This window comes from Umezawaea sp. NPDC059074, assembly GCF_042738955.1.
Lineage (GTDB): Bacteria > Actinomycetota > Actinomycetes > Mycobacteriales > Pseudonocardiaceae > Umezawaea.
Window position 1 is genome coordinate 1 of sequence record NZ_JBHYHC010000072.1, and the last position, 19,659, is coordinate 19,659.

Here is a 19,659-nt window from a genome sequence, read left to right on the forward strand (position 1 = left end):
TCGCGCAATTATTTCAACACCCGTTTTGTCTTGTCAAGGCGGGAAAGATGCCTTGACAAGACAAAACGGGTGCGAAGGCGCTTCGGATCGGGGTGCAGGGAGGGGAGTGCTCAGGCGGTGGGTTGGTTGCGTGCTCCCGTTTTCGTGAGGCTGGGCGGTGGTTGGGTGTGGCCGTTTGGTGGGGGGTGGTTGGGTGTGGCCGTTTGGTGAGGGCTGGCTAGACGGCGGTTGCGCGGATTAGGACTAGGCGTTCTGGGAAGAGGACTGGGGCCTGTACGCCTGCTGCTGTGATGGCTTTGCCTGTGGTGGTGATGCCTTCTGGGGTCCACCACGGGAGTTGTACGCCCCAGCGGATCGCGTTGCCGTCTGGGATGTCGCCTGGGGGTTGGGGGCGCAGGTGGTAGGTCTTTTCCGGGTGTAGACCTGGGAGGTGTACTGGGCCTGTGGGGTAGTACTCGGAGGTGTTGGTGGCGACGATGGCGTAGAGGGCGTCTGTGCCGTCTTGTGCTACTACGCCGTGGATCGTGTACGCCGGGTCTGGGTGGTCTGCGTGTACTGCTGTGCCTGTGTGGAGGAGGGTTCGGACTTCCTTGTAGAGGGCTACCCATTCTGCTAGGCGGGTGCGGTCTTCCTCTGTCGCTGCTGTGAGGTCCCATTCGATGCCGAAGTGGCCGAACAGGGCTGTGCCCGCGCGGAAGTCCAAGGGGTGTTTGCGGTGGGTGGTGTGGGAGATGCCTGAGCCCACGTGGGTGCCCATCAACTCCAACGGGATGAGGGTGTTGGTCCAGCGTTGGATGTTCTGGCGTTCCAAGGCGTCGATGCAGTCCGAGACCCAGACGCGGTCGGTGCGTTGGAGGATTTCCAGGTCCACTCGGCCGCCGCCGGAGGAGCAGGACTCGATTTCCACCGTGGGGTGCTTGGCGCGCAAGGTGTCGAGGAGGCGGTAGAGGGCATTGGTTTGGCCGTGTACGCCTGCTTGGCCGGTGGGGCGGTGGCCTGCTTCCACGAGGTCGCGGTTGTGGTCCCACTTGAGGTAGGCGATCTTGTTGGTGGTGAGGAGGGTGTCCAGGCGCTCCTCGATGTGGGCGAACGCTTCCGGGTTGGCGAGGTCCAGGACCTGTTGGTTGCGTGCGGGGGGTGGGAGTCGGTCGTTGGTGGCCGACATGATCCAGTCCGGGTGGGCCCTGGCCAGGTCGGAGTCCTCGTTGATCATTTCTGGTTCTACCCAGAGGCCGAACTGCATTCCTCGTTCGTTGACGTGGTTGATGATGGGGGTCAGGCCGGTGGGCCAGACCTCGTCGGAGACGTGCCAGTCTCCTAGGCCCCGCTGGTCGTCGCGGCGGGAGCCGAACCAGCCGTCGTCCAGGACGAAGCGTTCCGCGCCTACTGCCGCTGCGGCGTCTGCCAGGTCCTTGAGGCGGGTGAGGTCGTGGTCGAAGTAGACGGCCTCCCAGGTGTTCACCACCACCGGGCGCGGGGTGGACGGGTGGGATGGGCGGGCGCGCAGGTCCTGGTGGAAGCGGGCCGAGAGTTCGTCGAGGCCGTGGCCGTAGGAGCCGTACTGCCACGGGGTTGTGTAGGTGTCGTTGGTGGTGAGGGTGAGTTCGCCGGAGAGGAGGAGTTCGCCGGAGCCGAGCAGCGATACCGCGTGGAAGGTTCGTTCGGCGAAGGTGCGGTGGTTGCCGGACCACGCCGTGTGGACGGCCCAGACCTCGCCGGAGCGGTGGCCGAAGGATTTCGTGCCCGCTGCGAGGAGGTACGCCGTGTCGTAGCCGGTGCGGCCGGTGCGGTTCTCGCGCATGCGCAGGCCTTGAGTGAACTCGGTGCGCAGTGGCGTGCGTTCGCGGAGGTGGCGGCCGGTGAAGTCGAGCAGTTCCACGGCCGCTGGGGGGACCGGGAGGGTCAGGTTCACCGCGTCGACGCTGAACGGGGTGTCGCCGGTGTTGGTCACGGCGGCTCGTTGGCGGACCACGCCCGCTGGGGACAGTTCGATGGTCAGGGTCAGGGTGAGGCCTGCGGTCTGGTCTTCGGCCTGGGTGGTGACCGAGGTGAGCGTGAGATGTGTTTCGGTGACGTGGAACCTGGTGGAGAAGTCGCGGCCCGCGCGGTTGCCGACCAGGCCGGGGGTCCCTAGCCAGCCCGCTGACTGCTCTGGGAGGACTGCCACGTCTACGTGGCCCGCGATGGAGTTGCCGATCGGCTGGCGGAGCTGGGTGGTGCGGAGTGCGCCGAAGTCGGCGTCCTCGCCCAGGTCCGCGCCCCAGTGCAGGACCCTGGGCAGGGTGTCGCCGGAGAGGTCTAGCGCGAGGCTCACGCCTGCCGCGCGCAGGTGGGCGTGGTCGGGACTGGAAGCGGAGGTCATGGTGAGCTACGTCCCTGTCGGTCGTCGGGGCCCCATCATTGACTTACTTTAGTTGCCGACGTAAGAATCGACACGATTTCGAGTCACTTCGTGGAGCGGGGACCCCATGATCCACCAGACCTTGCACGACGGGTGGCACCTGAGCGCGGTGTCGGGTGACGTGCCGTCGGCCGTCGCCGGGCGGACCGTGCGGGCCTCGGTGCCCGGTAGCACCCACCTGGACCTGCTGGCCGCCGGGTTGATCCCCGACCCGTACCTCGACCGCGCCGAGGCCGACCTGGTCTGGATGCACCGGGCGGGGTGGCGGTACGCGCTCACGTTCGACGCCGTTGCCCCTGGTGACGGCGAGCGGGTGGACCTGGTGTTCGACGGGCTGGACACGGTGGCGTCCGTGGAGTTGAACGGGGTGGTGCTCGGGTCCACCTGGAACATGCACCGGGGTTACCGGTTCGACGTGCGCTCGGTGCTGCGGGACGGGGCGAACGAGCTGGTGGTGGCCTTCGGGTCGGCGTTGGAGCACGCGGAGAAGGTCGAGGCCGAGTTGGGGCGGCGGGAGCACGCGTACCCGCACCCGTTCAACATGGTGCGCAAGATGGCCTGCTCGTTCGGGTGGGACTGGGGGCCGGATCTCCAGACCGCGGGGATCTGGAAGCCGGTGCGGTTGGAGCGGTGGGTCGGTGCCCGGTTCGCGTCGGTGCGGCCGTTGGTGACCGTGGATGGTGATGGTTCCGGTCGGGTCGAGGTGCACGTCGAGGTGGAGCGGGGTGTAGCGGCCGGTCTGGAACTGGTGGTCGCGGTGGGTGGGAGGTCGGAGCGGGTCGTTCTTGACGGTGACTCGGGTGTGGCGACGGTGGTGGTGCCGGACGTGGAGTTGTGGTGGCCGGTCGGGTATGGCGGGCAGCGGCGGTACGACCTGGCCGTGTCGCTGGTGGCCGATGGTGAGGTCGTCGACGGGAGTGAGCACCGGATCGGGTTCCGCACGATCACGGTGGACACCACGCCCGATGACATCGGCACGCCGTTCACGTTCGTGGTCAACGGGAAGCCGGTCTTCGTGAAGGGGGCGAACTGGATTCCGGACGACCACTTCCTCACCCGGATCACCCGTGAGCGGCTGGCTCGGCGGGTCGACCAGGCCGTGGGGGCGAACCTGAACCTGCTGCGGGTGTGGGGCGGCGGCATCTACGAGACCGACGACTTCTACGACGTGTGCGACGAGCGCGGTGTGCTGGTGTGGCAGGACTTCCCGTTCGCCTGCGCCTCCTACCCGGAGGAGGAGCCGCTGCGCGCCGAGGTCGAGGCCGAGGCGCGGGAGAACGTCGCCCGGCTCGTCGCGCGACCGTCGCTGGCGCTGTGGAACGGCAACAACGAGAACCTGTGGGGCTTCGCCGACTGGGGCTGGGCCGAGCAGCTCGACGGGCGCACGTGGGGGCTCGGGTACTACTCGGAGCTGCTGCCCGCGATCGTCGCCGAGCTGGACCCGACCCGGTTCTACTCGCCGGGCAGCCCGTACAGCCCCGGTGACGCGCACCCGAACGACCCCGACCACGGCACCCGGCACGAGTGGGAGGTGTGGAACCGGCTCGACTACACCCGCTACCTCGACCACGTGCCGCGCTTCTGCTCCGAGTTCGGCTTCCAGGGGCCGCCGACGTGGTCGACCCTGACCGAGTGGGTGCACGACGAGCCGCTCACGTCCACGTCCCCGACGTTCCTGCTGCACCAGAAGGCCGAGGACGGCAACGGCAAGCTGGACCGGGGACTGGCCGCGCACCTGCCCGTGCCGGAGGACTTCGCCGACTGGCACTGGGCGACCCAGCTCAACCAGGCCCGCGCGGTGGCGTTCGGCGTGGAGCACTTCCGGTCGTGGTGGCCGCGCACGGCGGGCGCGGTGGTCTGGCAGCTCAACGACTGCTGGCCGTCCACGTCGTGGGCGGCGGTCGACGGCGACGACCGCCTCAAGCCGCTCTGGTACGCGCTGCGGCACGCGTTCGCCCCCCGGCTGCTCACGTTCCAGCCGCGGTTCGGGCGGCTCGTGCTGACCGCGGTCAACGACCACGACGAGGAGTGGTCCGGTGAGCTGCGGCTGGAGCGGCAGACCTTCGACGGGCACCTGCTGGCGACGACTACGCTCGCGGTGGCGGTGCCCGCCCGTGCCGCCGCGCGGATCGAGTTGACCGAGCCACTGGTCACCCCGAACGACCCGAAGGGGGAGGTGCTGGTGGCGACCACGGCCGACGCGCGCGCCGTCCACCTCTTCGCCGAGGACCGCGACCTGTCCTACGACCCCGCTCCGCTGAGCGCGCGGGTCGAGGCCGTGACCGGCGGCTACCGCGTGGACGTGAGCGCCACGTCGTTCGCGCGGGACGTCGCCCTGCTGGCGGACCGGGCCGCCCCGGACGCCGTCGCCGAGGAGATGCTGGTGCCGATGCTCGCGGGCGAGACCCGCTCGTTCCTGGTCCGCACGGCCGCGCTCGCCGACCCGTCCGCGCTGGTCGGGCCGCTGGTCCTGCGCTGCGCTAACGGGCTCGTCACCCCCGCGGCCGGGTCCTGAGTGGCGGCCCCCGACTCGGTCGGCGCGGTCGGGCTGGTGCTCGCCCGCCCCGCCCGCCTGCTCGGCGCGGAGCCGTTCTTCATGGAGTTCATCGCGGGCATCGAGGAGCGGCTCACCGAGCGCGGCCTGTCCGTGCTGCTGCACGTGGTGGGCACGCACGACGCCGAGACCACCGCGTACCGGCGCTGGGCCGCCCGCCACCTGGTGGACGCCGTGCTGCTGGTCAACCGCACCGCCGACGACCCCAGGCCCGCCGTGCTGCGCGAGATCGGCCTGCCGACCATCGTCGTCGGCGAGCCCGCGGCGGGCACGGACATGCCCGCCGTGCGCTCGGACGACGCCGGGGCGATGGAGGAGGCGCTCGCGCACCTGCTCGACCTCGGCCACCGGCGGATCGCCCGGATCAGCGGCCCCGAGTCGCTGCTGCACACCAGGGCCAGGACCGCGGCGCTGCTCGCGGGCTGCAGCGCGGCGGGCGTGGAGCCGGTGGTGCTGGAGGGCGACTACTCCGAGGAGTCCGGCGCGAAGCTCACCGCCGCGCTGCTCGGCCGGGAGCAGCGGCCGACGGCGATCCTCTACGACAACGACGTGATGGCCGTGGCGGGCCTGAACACCGCCAAGGAGTTCGGCGTCGCCGTCCCGGACGAGCTGAGCCTCGTCGCCTGGGACGACTCGACGCTGTGCAGGCTGGCCACGCCCGCGTTGACCACGATGAGCGTCGACGTGCACCAGTTCGGGACCTCGGTCGCCGAGTCCGTGCTGGAGCTGATCGACGGCACACCGGTCGCCGAGCGCTGGTCGCCCGCGGCCGCGCTCGTCCAGCGGGGCACCAGCGCCCCGGCACCCACCCCCTGAGGAGAACCGTGACCCACGTCGCCGCGGACACGCGCTACGACGACATGCCCTTCCGCCGAGTCGGCCGCAGCGGGCTCAAGCTGCCCGCGGTGTCGCTCGGGCTGTGGCACAACTTCGGCGACGGCGACCGCACCACGGACGTCCAGCGGGCCGTGCTGCGCCGGGCGTTCGACCTCGGCGTGACGCACTTCGACCTGGCGAACAACTACGGCCCGCCGCCCGGCTCGGCCGAGGCGAACTTCGGCAGGCACTTCGCGCGCGACCTGCGCCCGTACCGCGACGAGCTGGTCATCTCCACCAAGGCCGGCTACGACATGTGGCCCGGCCCGTACGGCGAGTGGGGCTCGCGCAAGTACCTGCTGTCCTCGCTGGACCAGTCGCTGGGCCGCATGGGACTGGACTACGTGGACGTCTTCTACTCGCACCGGCCGGACCCGGAGACGCCGATCGAGGAGACGATGGGCGCGCTCGACTCGGCCGTGCGGCAGGGCAAGGCGCTCTACGTCGGCATCTCGAACTACTCGCCGGAGCAGACCGCCGAGGCCGCGCGGGTGCTGCGCGAGCTGGGCACGCCGCTGCTGATCCACCAGCCGTCGTACTCGATGGTGAACCGGTGGATCGAGGACGGCCTCCAGGACGTGCTGGACGAGGTCGGCGCCGGGTCGATCGTGTTCTCGCCGCTGGCGCAGGGGCTGCTGACCGACCGGTACCTCAACGGCGTCCCCGAGGACTCGCGGGCGGCGTCCGCCAGCCCGTTCCTCAGCTCGGACGGGCTCACCGAGGAGAAGCTGGCCACGGTGCGGGCGCTGAACGACATCGCCAAGCGCCGGGGCCAGACGCTCGCGCAGATGGCGATCGCGTGGGTGCTGCGCGGCGGCCGGGTGACGTCCGCGCTGGTCGGCGCGAGCAGCGTCGCGCAGCTGGAGGACACCGTGGCGGCGACCCGGAACCTCGACTTCGACGCCGACGAGCTGGCGGAGATCGACCGCCTGCTCTGAGGTCCGTGCTGGTCGCGTCCGTGAGGTGGGCTGTGGTGGGGACGTCCGAACTCGCGCTCGCCGTCGACGTCGGCGGCACGAAATTGGCCGTGGCGTTGGTGGCGCCGGACGGCATGGTCGTGGCCGGTCGGTCCGCCGCCACCCCCTCGGGTGACGGCGAGACCGTCTGGCGCGCGTTGGCGGACGTGGTGCGCGAACTGGTCGACGGGCACGACGTCGTCGGGGTCGGCATCGCCTGCGCGGCCCCGATGGACGTGCGCACCGGCTCGGTGAGCCCGGTCAACATCGGCGGCTGGCGCGGGTTCCCGCTGGTCGACCGGATGGCCGAGCTGGTGCCCGGCGTGCCGGTGCGGCTGGCCGGGGACGCGGTCTGCATGGCGCTGGCCGAGCACCACCACGGCGCGGGCCGCGGGAGTGACGCGCTGCTGGGCATGGTCGTGTCGACCGGCATCCGCGGCGGGTTCGTGTTCGACGGCCGCGCCCACCTCGGCGCGGCCGGGAACGCGGGGCACGTCGGCCACTTCGTCCTCGACCCCGGCGGACCGCTGTGCGCGTGCGGCGCCCGCGGCTGTTCCGAGGCCATCGCGAGCGGGCCGTCGATCGTGCGGTGGGCCGAGGAACGCGGGTGGGTGTGCGCGGGGGTCGCCGACGGGCGGTCGCTGGCCGACTCCGCGCGGGCGGGCGACCCGATCGCGCGGGCCGCGTTCCACCGGTCCGGGGTCGCGGTGGCCCGGGTGATCACCGTCGCCACGGCGCTGTGCGAGGTGGACCGGGTCGTCGTCGGCGGGGGCGTGGCACAGGCGTGGGACCTGCTCGGCCCGGCCATCACCGGGACGCTGGAGGGATGGCCGGGCCTGGACTTCATGCGGCGCGTCGACGTGCTGCCCGCGCTGCTCGGCGTGGACGCCGGGCTGGTGGGGGCCGCCGCGCTGGTCAGGGAACCAGCACCGCCCGCAGGTGTCGGAGCTGGCGCTCCACGTGCGATCGCGGCACCGCGTGCCCGGTGAACGGGAACACCGCGAGGTCCTTGGTCGCCGTGATCTCGTTGTAGGCCGCGTACACCGTGGACGGCGGGCACACCGGGTCCATCAGGCCGACGCTCAGCAGGCACTCGGCGGTGATCCGCCGGGCCAGCAGCGCGCAGTCGACGTACCGGAGGGTGTCCAGCGCGGTCGGCACCAGGTCGATCTGCTGCGCGAGGAAGTCCGCGACCTCGGTGTACGGCGTGGTCGAGCTGACGGTGACCGCGCGCTGGATGTCGCAGAGGAACGGGATGTCCGCGTGGCAGACCTTGACCAGGTCGGTCAACGCCGCCGCGGCGAGCGCCTGCGCGCCACCCTGGCTGCCGCCGCTGACGGCGATCCGGTCGCGGTCCACGCCGTCCAGGTCGGCCACGACCTCCACGGCCCTCGCCGCGTCCGCGAGCAGGCGGGTGAAGTAGTAGTTCTCCGGTGAGTCGAGGCCCCTGGTCATCATGCCGGGGTGGGTCGGGCCGTCCAAGGCGGCGCCGCGGTCGCTGGTCGCGCCGATCGACGCCCGGCCGCCCTGGCCGCGGACGTCCATCACGAACACGGCGAAACCGGCGCTGGGCAGCAGGGTGTGCTCGACCGGGAGGCCCCGGCCGCCGCCGTAGCCGATGAACGTGACGACCGTGGGCAACGGGGTGTCGGCGGCACTGCCCGGCGGGCGGAGGTACCAGGCGCGGACGGGATCGCCGTCGCAGCCGGAGAACTCGACGTCCCAGACCGGGAGAGCGCCGTACAGCTCGGGCTCGTACCTGGTCAGGACAGGCGGCTCGGCCGCGGCGCGGGACTTGTCGAGGCGGGTGCGCCACCAGTCGTCCAGGCCATCGGGTTCCGGGGTGGGAGTGCGGTAGGCGACGAGCTGGTCGGCGGGCAGGTCGAACCACGGCACAGGGACCCCCAGGGTGCTCAACCGGTTGACCTGCCCGAGTTTAGCGGGTTCGGGGGCTAGACTCCCGTGATCGACAAGCGGCAGGGGGCGTCGGTGCGGGACAAGCGTCCGACCATCTCGGACATCGCGAAAGCGGCCGGGGTGTCGACCGGCGCGGTGTCGTACGCGCTCAACGGGCGGCCGGGCGTGTCGGAGACGACCCGGCGGCGCGTGGTGGAGATCGCCGACCGGCTGGGGTGGGTGCCCAGCAGCGCCGCGCGGTCGTTGTCGGACGGGCGGGCGAACGCGATCGGGCTGGTGATCGACCGGCCCGCGCGGGAGTTGGGCGTCGAGCCGTTCTTCGTGCAGCTCATCGCCGGGATCCAGGACGCGCTGGCCGACGGCCCCACGGCGCTGCTGCTCCAGGTGACGGACGACTCCGCGGCCGAGTTGGAGGCCTACCGGCGGTGGTGGGCGGGGCGGCGGGTCGACGGGGTGCTGCTGGCCGACCTGCGGGCGTCCGACCCGCGCGTGGACCTGGTGCGGGAACTCGGGTTGCCGACCGTCGTGCTGGCGGAGCCGGTGCTGGAGGACCTGCCCTGCGTGTGGACGGACGACGAGTCCGCCGTGGTCGAGGTCGTGGAGTACCTGGTGGCGCTGGGCCACCGGCGGATCGTGCGGGTGGCGGGGCCGGACACGTTCGTGCACACCCGGATCCGGTCGTCGGCGTTCACCGCCGTCGCGTCGCGGCTGGGGCTGACGGAGGCGCGGGCCGTGCACGCGGACTACTCGGACGAGGCCGCCGCGCGGGTCACCCGGCGGGTGCTGACAGGAGCCGAACCGCCCACGGCGATGGTGTTCGACAACGACGTGATGGCCGTGTCCGCGCTGGCCGTGGCGCACGAGCTGGGCATCCCGGTGCCGGACCGGCTGTCCATCGTGGCGTGGGACGACTCGGCGCTGTGCCGGTTGGTGCGGCCCGCGTTGACGGCCGTGCGGCGGCCGATCGCCGAACGGGGCGCCACGGCCGTGCGGCTGCTGCTGGACGTGATCGGGGGCGGGGAGGCGCTGCACGTGAAGACGTCCGACCCCGAACTGGTGCCGCGCTCCAGCACGGGGCCTGTTGGCGGATTGTCCGCGGGACGTTAACCGCTTAACCTCGAAGTGCCTGCCGGCTCGTCGCACCGCGCGTGCGACGGGGAATCGCATCCCTGCTCGTCCATGCGGTGGAAGGTGCTCGTGATGAGGGCTGTTCTTGCTGTTCTGCTGATGCTGGTGGCGTGGGCGGTGCCCGTTCCCGCCTCGGCCGCCGCTCCGGTGCGGATCATGGCGCTCGGAGACTCGATCACCGGGTCGCCGGGGTGCTGGCGGGCGTTGCTCTGGCAGCACTTGCAGAGTTCCGGGCTGACCAACACCGACTTCGTGGGGACGTTGCCCGCGCAGGGGTGCGGGTTCGCCTACGACGGGGAGAACGAGGGGCACGGCGGGTTCCTCGCCACGCGGATCGCCGACGAGAACCAGTTGCCGGGCTGGTTGTCGTCGACCCGGCCCGACGTCGTGCTGATGCACCTGGGCACCAACGACGTGTGGAACGCCATCCCCGCCTCGACGATCCTCGGCGCGTACACGAAGCTGCTGGGGCAGATGCGGGCGAGCAACCCCGCGACGAAGGTGCTCGTCGCGCAGATCATCCCGATGAACCCCAGCGGGTGCGCGGAGTGCGGGCAGCGAGTGGTGGCGTTGAACGCCGCCATACCGGGCTGGGCGGCGGCCAACTCGACCGCCCAGTCGCCCATCACGGTGGTGGACCAGTGGACCGGGTTCAGCACGGCCTCCGACACCTACGACGGCGTGCACCCCAACGACAGCACGGGAATCCGGAAGATGGAGGCGCGCTGGTACCCGCCGTTGGCCGCCGTGCTGTCGGGGGCTCCGGTCGGTGGGACGGCGGTCGTGGGGGCGCAGTCGGGGCGGTGCCTCGACGTGACGTCCGGTGGTGCGGCCCAGTTGTGGGACTGCGGTGGGGGCGTGTCGCAGCGGTGGACCGTGGTAGGCAAGGAGGTGCGTACCGCTGCCGGGAGGTGTCTGGAAGGCGGTGGGCAGAACGTGACGGCCCAGGTGCGGGACTGCTCCGGTGGAACGGCCCAGCAGTGGGTGATCGGGGACGGGACGGTGGTGAACTCGGGGCTGTGCCTGGACGCCATGGGGCAGGGCACCGCCAACGGGACGCGGGTGGCGATGTGGACCTGCAACGGGCAGGCCAACCAGAGGTGGGTTCTGCGGTAGCGGTCAGAGCGCCAGGCCGAGGGTGAGACCGAGCAACAGCACCGCGGTCGCGAAGGCCAGCACCACCACCGGTTGCAGGATCGGCGGGGTGGTGGCCAGGACCTCCCAGCGGTAGCGCAGCGCCAACCCTTGGGGCGCTTGGGGTTCCTGGTGCGGTTCCGCGGCGGCCGGGCCCGCCGGGAGGTCCGGCGCGGGCGGGAACTGCTGTCGGACGAGCGCGCCCAGCAGTTCGTCCGCCTTCGCCTGCCTGCCTTTCAGGGACGCCAGGTGGTGGACCGCCTGGAGGAACACCGGGTTCGGCGGCGTGGGCAGGCGCGGTGGCGGTTCCGCCGCCAGGTCACGGCCGTCCGCGCCGTAGGCGAACCGGAGGATCCGCAGGGTGGCCTCCCAGCGGCCCACGTGGTCGTGGGGGAGCGCGGCGCGGACCTGGCCCTCCAGGTAGGAGTGGCGGGCCAGGTCGGCGCGGATCCGCCTGCGCAGCTCGGGGTTCTGGTTTCCGGTCCGCCGGGCCAGCGTCTCCAGCCCGCCGAGCACCTCCTCCGGCCGCGCGACGGCGATCTCGTCCACCAGCCGGTCGTCGGGGATGTCGGCCCAGTCGCGTTTCGCCCGCCTGGTCCGGGGTGCCTGGGGTGGGGGAGCGGGGCGGGCGGCCACCGGGGGCGGCGGCGGTGGTGGCAGCGGTGGTCGTGAACCCGCTCGTCCGGTCAGTGCCGTCACGAGGTGCTCGGCCCGTTTCACCGGGTTAGGGTCGGAGCCCGCCAGGTCGGTGAGCCAGCGGTGGTAGGTGGCCGCCCGGTCCGCCGGGTCGGCGGTCACGTAGCGGGCCACCAGTGCGCGAGCCGCGTCGGTGCAGCGGTCGGGCAGCGGCGGGTCGTCCAGGTAGAGGCGGGTGTGGGTGGTCTCGCCCGCCGCCGGGGCCGCCTTGAGGAAGACGACCGACGGGAGGTCGGGGATGGCCCTGCTGTCGGAGACCTCGTAGGTCGAGAACGTGGGGGCCACCTCGAACAGCGGCGCGGTGAGGCCGCGGAGCAGGTGGACCAGTGCGGGCGCGGCGTCGTCCGGGGCGTCCAGGACGCTCAGCCGGGCCATCGGGTCCAGCAGCACCGCCCGGACCATCGGGATCACGTGGTCCTGGTGGGCCAGGCACTGCTGGTCGAGGGTCGGTGTCGCCCGGCGGTGGTGGTGGAGCAGTTCCGCCTGGTCCAGCCGGGTGTGGGGGTCCTGCGGCCAGCCGGTCCACGTCCAGAGGCTCGCCGCCGCCGGGCGGAGTTCCGCGGTGGTGCCGAGGATGGCGTGGGAGAGGTTGCGGCCGATCTCGCCCTGGTCCACGCGGTGCAGGAGGGCGGCGGCGCCGTCGTCGAACTCCAGGTAGGACAGGGAACGGGCGGGCACGTGGGTGCGGCCGCCGACCTGGCTCGGTTGCAGGCGGATGTGGTGCTTCAGGCGGTCCGACCACACGGCGACCCGGTGGTCGTTCTCCGGGAACGTGGTGGCGACGACGCCCATGCCGTCGGCCTCCACGAAGCCGAACGCGATGCGGTCCAGCGGTCGGGTCATGTGCCCACCAGTTCGGTTTCCCGGCCGGTGAGGACGCCGGTCATGGCCAGCAGGGAGATCAGCGGTCGCAGCACGCGCATCGGGTGCACGCCGCGCGGGTAGCTCTTGCCCTCCACGGCCACGCCGGTCGCGGAGACGAAGTGCAGGGTGCACCGGTCGAAGCGCTCGTAGAGGTCGCGGACGAAGTGCGCGCCGAACTGGTCCAGCACCGCGTAGACGTCGCGGCTCTCGTCCAGGAAGTCGGTGGCGCGCAACGGTCCCCGGTCGTCCTGGCGGCGCAGCCACCGGTCGGCGGGGTGGGTGTAGCGCAGGAGGTCGGACTTCGTGAGGACGACGGTCGCGGGGATCGAGCGCAGGTGGGGGACCACGCCGAGGCGGCCGAGGGCGTCGTTGATCCACTCGTTGCCCGCGCCGTCGCCGGACAGGACCAGGTCGGCGTCCTCGACGAACATCAGCGCGCTGGTGTTGAGCAGGAAGCGGGAACCGCGGTTGTTGGACGCCATGGCGCGGAAGTCCTCGCCCGCGATGTCGAAGAAGATGACCGGGCGTTCGCCCGCGGCCGTGCGGACCAGCAGGAAGTCGGCGTAGCCGGTGATGCCCGACCCGGTGCCCGCCAGCTTCTCGCCGCGCAGCAGCGGGTCGATCTGGCCCTCGCGGAACGCGGCGTGCTGGGCGCCGTCGCCGGGGCGGACGGAGACGCCCGCCGTGCTGGCGCGACCGGTGACCAGCTCGTGGATCATCGCGGCCAGCAGGTGGCTCTTGCCCGCGCGGGGACGGCCGACCAGGCCGACGACGACCGGCGGCGCGCTGTGGCCGTACACCACGGGGATGTGGTGGTCCGGCGTGTCCTTCGACGGGTTGGGGCAGCGGACGTAGCAGCTCGCCCGCAGGTCGGCCAGCTTGACCGGGTTGGTGGTGTCCGCGATCACGACGGGCACGAACTTGCCGTCGCGCGGCGACCACCGCAGCAGGCGGTCCTCCACCCACGGGAACCGGTCCTGGCAGGTGGGGCACGTGACCAAGGGGGGCGTCATCGGACGGCTCCGGGTTGGAAGGCGGGCACCGGCGGGACCGGCGGCGGCCGGAGGACCTGGTGCTTGGCGGCGCGGACCGCGTCGAACCTCGACCGGCCCCTGCGCAGCGCGGCGTCCGGGTCGTCGAACGGAGCGGGAGCTGCGGAGTTCAAGCGGCGCAACAGGTCCAGGGCCGTGGGGCGGTCCCGTGGCTCCTCGGTGAACACGCCCGCGAGCAGCGTGCGCAGCCACGGCACCTCCGTGTGGTCCGGCAGCTCGTCGGCGGCGACGGGCGTCCCGGTGTACACCTCGTGCAGCAGCCTGCCCGCCGCGGCCACGTCGTCGCCGGGGTGCGCGGGGCCCGCCCCGGACGGCGACTCCTCGCCGGTCAGCACGGCGTGCTCGAAGTTGACCAGGCGCACGGTGGCCCCGGTGAGCCGCACCGACGACAGCCGCACGCCGCCGTGCACGAGGTCCACCGCCGCGAGGTGCGCGAGCGCCCGCAGCAGGCTCGTGGTGAAGGTGGTGCGCTGCGCGTCGAGCAGCCTGCTCACGCCGTTCCCGGTGTTCGCCGCGGGGTAGGAGGCCAGCAGCGCGAACGGATCGCCGCTGTCGAACTCGAACCCCACGACCCTGGGCAGCTCGGCGGGCGCGCGGTCGGCGCGGTACCTCGTGGACAGCCGTCGCACCGCGCGGATCTCGTTGTCCAGCCACGTCTGCGACACGTCGGGCCGGACCACCTCGGCCGGTGGCAGCGTGCGCAGCACGTACGGGCCGCTGCCGTCGGGCGGGGTGGCCTCGGCGGTGCCGAGCACGGACCCCGCCTCGACCTCCGCGCCCACCCGCACCCGCCACGTGCGGCGCTTGCCCTGCGTGTCCTGTCCCCGCAGGTAGCGGAAATCCGTGTCGATCACCGGTCGCTCCTGGTGTCGTGGCCGGACGCGGTGGGCTGGACGCGCCGCACCACGCCGGGGCGCAGCGGGACGAGCCGCAGCACGCCGACGACGTCGCGGTCGGTGTCCACGATCTCCTCGCCCATCACGCCGAACAGGTCCCGCACGTGCTCCGGCGCGAACCGGACGACCCCCACCCCGGACCAGTCGGAGTTGAGCCGCCGCAGGTCGGCCACGTGGCAGAGCTGCCGCATCTCCTCGCGCCCGGTGGCCTTGAGCACCCGGCGCGCGTGCGCCGAGTCCTCCCAGAACGCGGCTTCCAGGTCGCGGCGCGCGTCGGCGTCGCCGACCGGTGGCCGCCGGTGCACGCCGGACCGGCCGAGGTACTCGACGTACTCCTTCGTCAGGTCCCGCGCGCGGGACGCGACCAGCCCGGCGTCCGCGGTGAGCGGGGCGCCGGACGCGATGGCGTCGAGGCAGTCCTCCAGCGCGGCGGTGCCGATCAGCTCCAGGTCCCGGTGGATCACCTCCAGCAGGTCGTGGTGGTGGCCGGTCGGCGGTTCCTCGTCGACCGGGCCGTCCGCGCAGGTCGCGGCGAACACGTCCCGCACGTCGTCGCAGCCGCCCGCGAGCAGCAGCGCCGCGTCGGCGGTCCGGCGGCGCAGGTCCGCGGTGGCCTGCCGGGTGACCACGGACCGGTCCACGAGCACGGCCAGCCGGTCGGTGAGCGCTTGGCCCGCGGTCAGCGCGAGGGTCGCGGTCCAGCGGTCGACCTGGGCCCGCCACAGGGCTCCGAGCGCGGCGAACGGCACGAGCGCGCAGGCGGTGACCACGGCGGCTTCCCCGGCCGTCGGCAGCGCGGGCCACTCCGGGCCCAGCAGGCCGAGCGCGGTTCCGGCGGCCGCGGCCACGGCCACGCCGCCGACCGCGGGCGCCGTGGGCGGTCCGCCGGGCGGGCGGCGCGACAGCAGCACGGCGGCGAGCGCGAGCCACAGCACCGCGAGGGCGGGTCCGGCGACCGTGCCCGCCGAGGGTTGGCCCGCGGCGGCGAAGCAGGTCGCCAGCACCACGGGCAGCACGGCGAGCACCGCGGGCCACGCGGTCTTCGGCGCGGGCTGTTCCAGCACCACCCGTGCCGCGACCGCGCGGGTGTCGGCGTCGTGGTGGGCCTGGCGGTTGGCGAGCTGCCGCAGCGACCGGCCGACCAGCGGCAGCGAGCCGTCGTGCAGCCGGGACCCGAGCAGGCCGCGCATCGCCGCGGCCACCGCGCCGTGGTCGACCGGGTGGGGCCGGGGCACGCCCACCGCCTCCAACGCCGCGTCGTCGGGGACGGGCAGCCGTTCGGCCAGCGCCACGGCCTCCAGCGCGAGCGTCCGGTGCCGCTCCACGGCGGCGTCGGCCGCCGCCACGAGGTCGCGGGCCGCCGCGCCGCCCGGCGACCACGGCCCGTTCCACCGCCGCAGGTCGGCCGTCGCGCGGACCGCGGCCGCGAGCCGCTGCCGGGCGGCGGACCGCGCCTGGTCGAGCCGGCACCCCGGCGTGACTGCCGCGGCGGCCGTGGTGACGGCCGGAGGCGTCGGCTCGTCGGCCGCGGCGGGCCCGTCGTCCACTCCGGACAACTGCCGCAACGCCCGGCGCAGCAACGCGGTCAGCTCGGCGGGCCGGACCGACGGGTGCACGACGTCCAGCGCCGGGCAGGCCGCCTGGAACGGGATCCGCCGCACCAGCCCGACGACCTCGTCGAACACCCGCCGGGAGCGCAGGACCTCCAGCAGGTCCTCCACGGCGTCCGCCGCGTCGGACCCCGGCTGCCTGCCGTGGTCCGTGCCGCCCTCCCACCGCGAGCCGCGCTCGTCGCCGACCCACAGCGTCGTGCTCTGCGCGCCGAGCATCGCGGACTGCCGCAGCACGGCCCGGCCGTCCTCTTCGGTCGCGATCGGACCCACGAGCACGAGCAGGATCTCCCGCACCTGGCCGATCGTGGCGATCCGCTGGTAGTGGGCGTGGTTGTCCCCGGCGTGCTCGCTGCGGTCGACCACGACCACGCGGCTCGCCGCGGTCAGCGCGTCGAGGGCGGTGCCGGACGCGCTCCCCGGTCGGAGGTCGACGACGTCGACGTCCGCGCTCATCGGGTGGACCACTCGTGCAGCGCGGTCAGGTTGTGCTCGACCGCGGCGCTGTCGGCGAACCGCAGCTCCATGGCCGCGGGGAAGACGACCTCCCAGAACTCGAGCAGCGACTCCAGCCTGCGCCTGCCCGACTCGCGGTTCTGCGCCAGCAGGTCGGTCAGGTGCTTGGGCTCGGTCTCGGCGAGCCGCAGCAGTTCGAGGAACAGCTGCGAGGGCTTCACCGGCGTGCTGGTGAGCCGGGTCGGGGCGCTGCGGGTCAGCTTCTCGCAGAACTGCCTGCGGATGTCCTCGCTGTCGGCCAGCACCCACTGCTCGTAGGCCGAGATCACGCTGCCCCAGCTCGACCGGTGGCCGAAGCCGTTGAGGTCCAGCCGCATGTTCACGCCGAGCGACACGCTGATCGACTCGGGGTTGGCGTCCCCGCCGATCGCGGTCACCTCGCCGTTCCACACCGCGCACAGCAGGTGGTGCAGGATCTTCACCCGGTCCGTCGCCGTGGTGGCGAGGTAGGGCGACTGGTAGTCCAACCGCTGCCGCCACGGCAGGAAGTCCTCGTTCTGGTCGTCGTGCAGCGCCTCCGACCAGAACCGCAGCACCTCGCGCACCTCGTCGACCTCGGTGAGGCCCATCGACGAGCGGACCAGCACGACCGCGATGGACTCGGTGTCCACCGGCCGGAACTCCTCGTGCGCGTGGTCGCCGTCGGGCACGTAGACCACGCGCCGCAACAGGTTCTCCAACTCCCCGTCGTGGTTGGGGGCGGGGTAGGAGTACAGGACCTTGAGCTGGCCCTTGCCGCTGGGCGCGAACCCGCCGGGCACCAGCCCCGCGAGCTTCTGCTGGAACTGCGCCAGGTCCTCCTCGCTGACCTTGTCCTTCTCCCGGCCGCTCGCCGCGGTCAGCAGGTCGTGCATCCTCGGCAGCAGCGGCTGCCGGTTGTCGTTGTAGGTGAACAGCCACTTCACCGCCTTCTTCAGCTCGCCGCGCACGAACGCGACGGCCTGCGCGGCGTCGCGCTCCTGGTGGACCTCGAACGCCGTGCGCCAGCCCTGGTCACCGAGGATCTCGCCGACGACCTGCGCCGGGGATGCATTGGGGCGCAAGCGGTCGACCTCCACGTAGTGGTCGACGAACCGGCGCACGACCGCGCCGTAGAACCCGCTGAGGTCGCCCTGGCGCGGCAGCAGGTACGACACGCCGACCCGGTGCTCGGCCAGCGCCCGCGACCGCCGTTCGAACAGCGCGTTGTCGGACTGGGCGTGCTGCTCGAACGCCTTGGTCAACTCGGTCAGGTCCTGCTGGGCGTTGCGGAGCTTGCGCTCCCACCGGCTCGCCTGGTCACCCCACGCGGCGTTCCACGCGCACTGCCCGCGCCACAGGTACCACTCGTTCTGGCGCCGGATCGAGTCGCGCACCGACGGGTCGGAGAACTTGACGCGGCCCACCATCCGCGCCCGCACGACCTGCGGGGCGGGTGCGATCAGCGTGATCCCCGGTGGGGGCTGGGGTTCGCTGCGCCGGGATTCCAGCACGCGCGCGAACCCGCGCTTGCTGATCTCCTCGGTGATGGACTCGTGGCCCGCCACGACCCGCCGCAGCCGGAACAGGTCCATCGAGCCGAGCGCCGCCCGCAACGCGCTGTGCGGGTCGAAGTTCTGCGTCAGGGCCGGGACCTGTTGGGTCAACTGCTGCCCGAGGGCGTGCAGGTTCGCCTCCATCGTCCGCGCCCGCGCCCCGAGCACCTTGAGGATCGCGTCCGCGCCGTTGGTCGCGACGGGCTCGTTGACCGGGATCGCCGCGCGGTGCCACACCGGGTCGATGTTGGCGTCGGTGAAGAACTTCGCGATCATGTCGCGGTTGTTCTCCGCCTGGCCGGGCGGCGGCTCGGACAGCTCGCGGACGGCGTCGGCGAGCAGCCGCGAGCTGACGATGTCCGCCAGCTCGTCGTCCGGCACGGTCAGCGACGCGACCGAACTCGTGGACACGCCCCGGCGGCCGATGCCGGTCGACGCCTGCACGCTGCGCTCGGCGGCCTTGTTGATGAAGCTGTCCGCGAAGGACTGGAACTCCTGCTGGCCGGTCGTCCTGCCCTCGGCGTCGCGCGGCAGGTCGCTGCCGACCAGCGAGAGCACCATCGACACGACCGACCGGTGCAGGTCCTCGCGCCGCATGCCCGCGTTGCCGCTGAACAGGAACGCGGTCTGCACGGTGCTCGGGCGCAGCTTGATCTCGTCGCGCGCCGGGTACCGCACGGCCAGCGACCCGGCCACCCCGCGGCTGTCCAGGTCGATGCCCGCGTCGGAGGAGTTCTGGTCGTCGACCATCCGGAACAGGTCGAGCAGCGCGCGGCCGGAGTTGAGCTTCGCGGCCCGGCCGCCGCCCAACCCGTCCTCGAACGCCGACGCCATCAGCACCAGCGGGTAGATCCGCGCCTTGTACTTGCCGCGGTTGAGCGCGTCGCCGATGAGGTGCAGGTAGTCGTAGAACAGGCCGCTGCCGGTGCCGCCCGCGACGGAGAACGCGACGAACACGTCGATCGAGCCCCGCAGGCTGCCGCCCAGTTCGCTGAGCTGGCCACCGGAGTTGTTGATGTCGCCGATCGCCTCGACCAGCGGTCCCTGCGCCACGCCGAGACCGTCCTTGAACGTCTCGAACAGCGACGCGCGGCCCACGGTCGGGAACTGGCCCGCGCCCTTGGACAGCGGCGCCACCTTCGGCTCGCCGCTCGGGGGCGGCAGCCAGCCCTCCCAGTAGTCGTCCGACAGCAGCCGCAGGCTGCGCGCCACCTCGGGGAAGGTGTCGTGCGACGGGACGAGCCCGCGCACCATGCGCTGCGTCCGCTGGGCGGCGGGCAGGTGCGAGCGGTCCGGCACGGACCGGCTCTCCACGTGGCCGAACTCGTCGTCGGCCAGGTCGGCGTAGACGAACTGGAGGCAGCCGGGCAGTTGGTAGGGCAGGAAGTTCTGGCCGGGCATGGCGGTCTTCAGCGCGGTGCCGTCGGGCCCGCAGAGTTCCGCGCGGAACCTGCGTTCCAGCTCGGCGCCCACGCGGCACCCCGTTCCGCCCAACCCGACGAACATCATCGGCTGGTAGATCTTCATGGTGGTTCCTTCCGGCGA

13 protein-coding genes are annotated in these 19,659 nt (G+C 72.5%); 6 read left to right on the forward strand and 7 right to left on the reverse strand.

The window, feature by feature from the left end:
* Positions 1-217: 217 nt before the first annotated feature.
* A complete protein-coding gene (locus ACFWW9_RS28255) occupies positions 218-2,362 on the reverse strand; it encodes an alpha-galactosidase (RefSeq protein WP_390384083.1) in 2,145 nt (714 codons plus the stop codon).
* A 106-nt stretch (positions 2,363-2,468) separates the two neighbouring features.
* Between ACFWW9_RS28255 and ACFWW9_RS28260 the strand changes: the two genes are divergently transcribed.
* Genes ACFWW9_RS28260 through ACFWW9_RS28275 form a run of 4 tightly spaced genes read left to right on the forward strand, consistent with a single transcriptional unit; the run spans position 2,469 to position 7,776 of the window.
* Positions 2,469-4,916, forward strand: a complete 2,448-nt coding sequence (locus ACFWW9_RS28260; RefSeq protein ID WP_390384085.1) for a glycoside hydrolase family 2 protein — start codon at positions 2,469-2,471, stop codon at positions 4,914-4,916.
* Complete coding sequence (locus ACFWW9_RS28265) at positions 4,917-5,771, forward strand: LacI family DNA-binding transcriptional regulator (RefSeq protein WP_390384087.1); 855 nt, start codon at positions 4,917-4,919, stop codon at positions 5,769-5,771.
* An 8-nt stretch (positions 5,772-5,779) separates the two neighbouring features.
* Positions 5,780-6,769: an L-glyceraldehyde 3-phosphate reductase gene (gene mgrA, locus ACFWW9_RS28270; protein WP_390384089.1), complete on the forward strand. Its 990-nt coding sequence runs from the start codon at positions 5,780-5,782 to the stop codon at positions 6,767-6,769.
* Positions 6,770-6,804: 35 nt separating this feature from the next.
* Positions 6,805-7,776 (forward strand): ROK family protein, encoded by a 972-nt coding sequence (locus tag ACFWW9_RS28275; protein ID WP_390384091.1) that lies wholly within the window; start codon positions 6,805-6,807, stop codon positions 7,774-7,776.
* Here ACFWW9_RS28275 and ACFWW9_RS28280 read toward each other — a convergent pair.
* Positions 7,703-8,704, reverse strand: coding sequence for an acetylxylan esterase (locus ACFWW9_RS28280; protein ID WP_390384093.1), 1,002 nt, complete (start codon positions 8,702-8,704; stop codon positions 7,703-7,705). The two genes, ACFWW9_RS28275 and ACFWW9_RS28280, sit on opposite strands and share 74 nt — an antisense overlap.
* A gap of 45 nt (positions 8,705-8,749) precedes the next feature.
* Between ACFWW9_RS28280 and ACFWW9_RS28285 the strand changes: the two genes are divergently transcribed.
* Both ACFWW9_RS28285 and ACFWW9_RS28290 read left to right on the forward strand, forming a co-directional pair.
* Positions 8,750-9,811 (forward strand): LacI family DNA-binding transcriptional regulator, encoded by a 1,062-nt coding sequence (locus ACFWW9_RS28285; protein ID WP_390384095.1) that lies wholly within the window; start codon positions 8,750-8,752, stop codon positions 9,809-9,811.
* A 93-nt stretch (positions 9,812-9,904) separates the two neighbouring features.
* Positions 9,905-10,948 carry a ricin-type beta-trefoil lectin domain protein gene (locus tag ACFWW9_RS28290; protein WP_390384097.1) on the forward strand — a complete coding sequence of 348 codons (1,044 nt, stop codon included), beginning with the start codon at positions 9,905-9,907 and terminating at the stop codon, positions 10,946-10,948.
* A gap of 3 nt (positions 10,949-10,951) precedes the next feature.
* On the opposite strand, the gene ACFWW9_RS28295 is transcribed toward ACFWW9_RS28290, so the two are convergent.
* The 5 genes from ACFWW9_RS28295 to ACFWW9_RS28315 are packed head-to-tail and all read right to left on the reverse strand — an operon-like array spanning position 10,952 to position 19,641.
* A complete protein-coding gene (locus tag ACFWW9_RS28295) occupies positions 10,952-12,505 on the reverse strand; it encodes a hypothetical protein (RefSeq protein WP_390384099.1) in 1,554 nt (517 codons plus the stop codon).
* Positions 12,502-13,539, reverse strand: coding sequence for a hypothetical protein (locus tag ACFWW9_RS28300; RefSeq protein WP_390384101.1), 1,038 nt, complete (start codon positions 13,537-13,539; stop codon positions 12,502-12,504). The genes ACFWW9_RS28295 and ACFWW9_RS28300 overlap by 4 nt, the downstream gene beginning before the upstream one ends.
* Positions 13,536-14,432 (reverse strand): hypothetical protein, encoded by an 897-nt coding sequence (locus tag ACFWW9_RS28305; protein ID WP_390384103.1) that lies wholly within the window; start codon positions 14,430-14,432, stop codon positions 13,536-13,538. The genes ACFWW9_RS28300 and ACFWW9_RS28305 overlap by 4 nt, the downstream gene beginning before the upstream one ends.
* Positions 14,429-16,540, reverse strand: a complete 2,112-nt coding sequence (locus ACFWW9_RS28310; protein ID WP_390384105.1) for a hypothetical protein — start codon at positions 16,538-16,540, stop codon at positions 14,429-14,431. Before ACFWW9_RS28310 ends, ACFWW9_RS28305 begins: the two co-directional genes overlap by 4 nt.
* Positions 16,537-19,641, reverse strand: coding sequence for a tubulin-like doman-containing protein (locus tag ACFWW9_RS28315; RefSeq protein ID WP_390384107.1), 3,105 nt, complete (start codon positions 19,639-19,641; stop codon positions 16,537-16,539). Before ACFWW9_RS28315 ends, ACFWW9_RS28310 begins: the two co-directional genes overlap by 4 nt.
* Between the last annotated feature and the right edge of the window lie 18 nt (positions 19,642-19,659).

Bases quoted from the DNA above. Each gene is read 5' to 3' on its own strand.
- ACFWW9_RS28255 (WP_390384083.1), bottom strand. From the start codon at position 2,362: ATGACCTCCGCTTCCAGTCCCGACCACGCCCACCTGCGCGCGGCAGGC.
- ACFWW9_RS28260 (WP_390384085.1), top strand. From the start codon at position 2,469: ATGATCCACCAGACCTTGCACGACGGGTGGCACCTGAGCGCGGTGTCG.
- ACFWW9_RS28290 (WP_390384097.1), top strand. From the start codon at position 9,905: ATGAGGGCTGTTCTTGCTGTTCTGCTGATGCTGGTGGCGTGGGCGGTG.
- ACFWW9_RS28295 (WP_390384099.1), bottom strand. From the start codon at position 12,505: ATGACCCGACCGCTGGACCGCATCGCGTTCGGCTTCGTGGAGGCCGAC.
- ACFWW9_RS28300 (WP_390384101.1), bottom strand. From the start codon at position 13,539: ATGACGCCCCCCTTGGTCACGTGCCCCACCTGCCAGGACCGGTTCCCG.
- ACFWW9_RS28310 (WP_390384105.1), bottom strand. From the start codon at position 16,540: ATGAGCGCGGACGTCGACGTCGTCGACCTCCGACCGGGGAGCGCGTCC.
- ACFWW9_RS28315 (WP_390384107.1), bottom strand. From the start codon at position 19,641: ATGAAGATCTACCAGCCGATGATGTTCGTCGGGTTGGGCGGAACGGGG.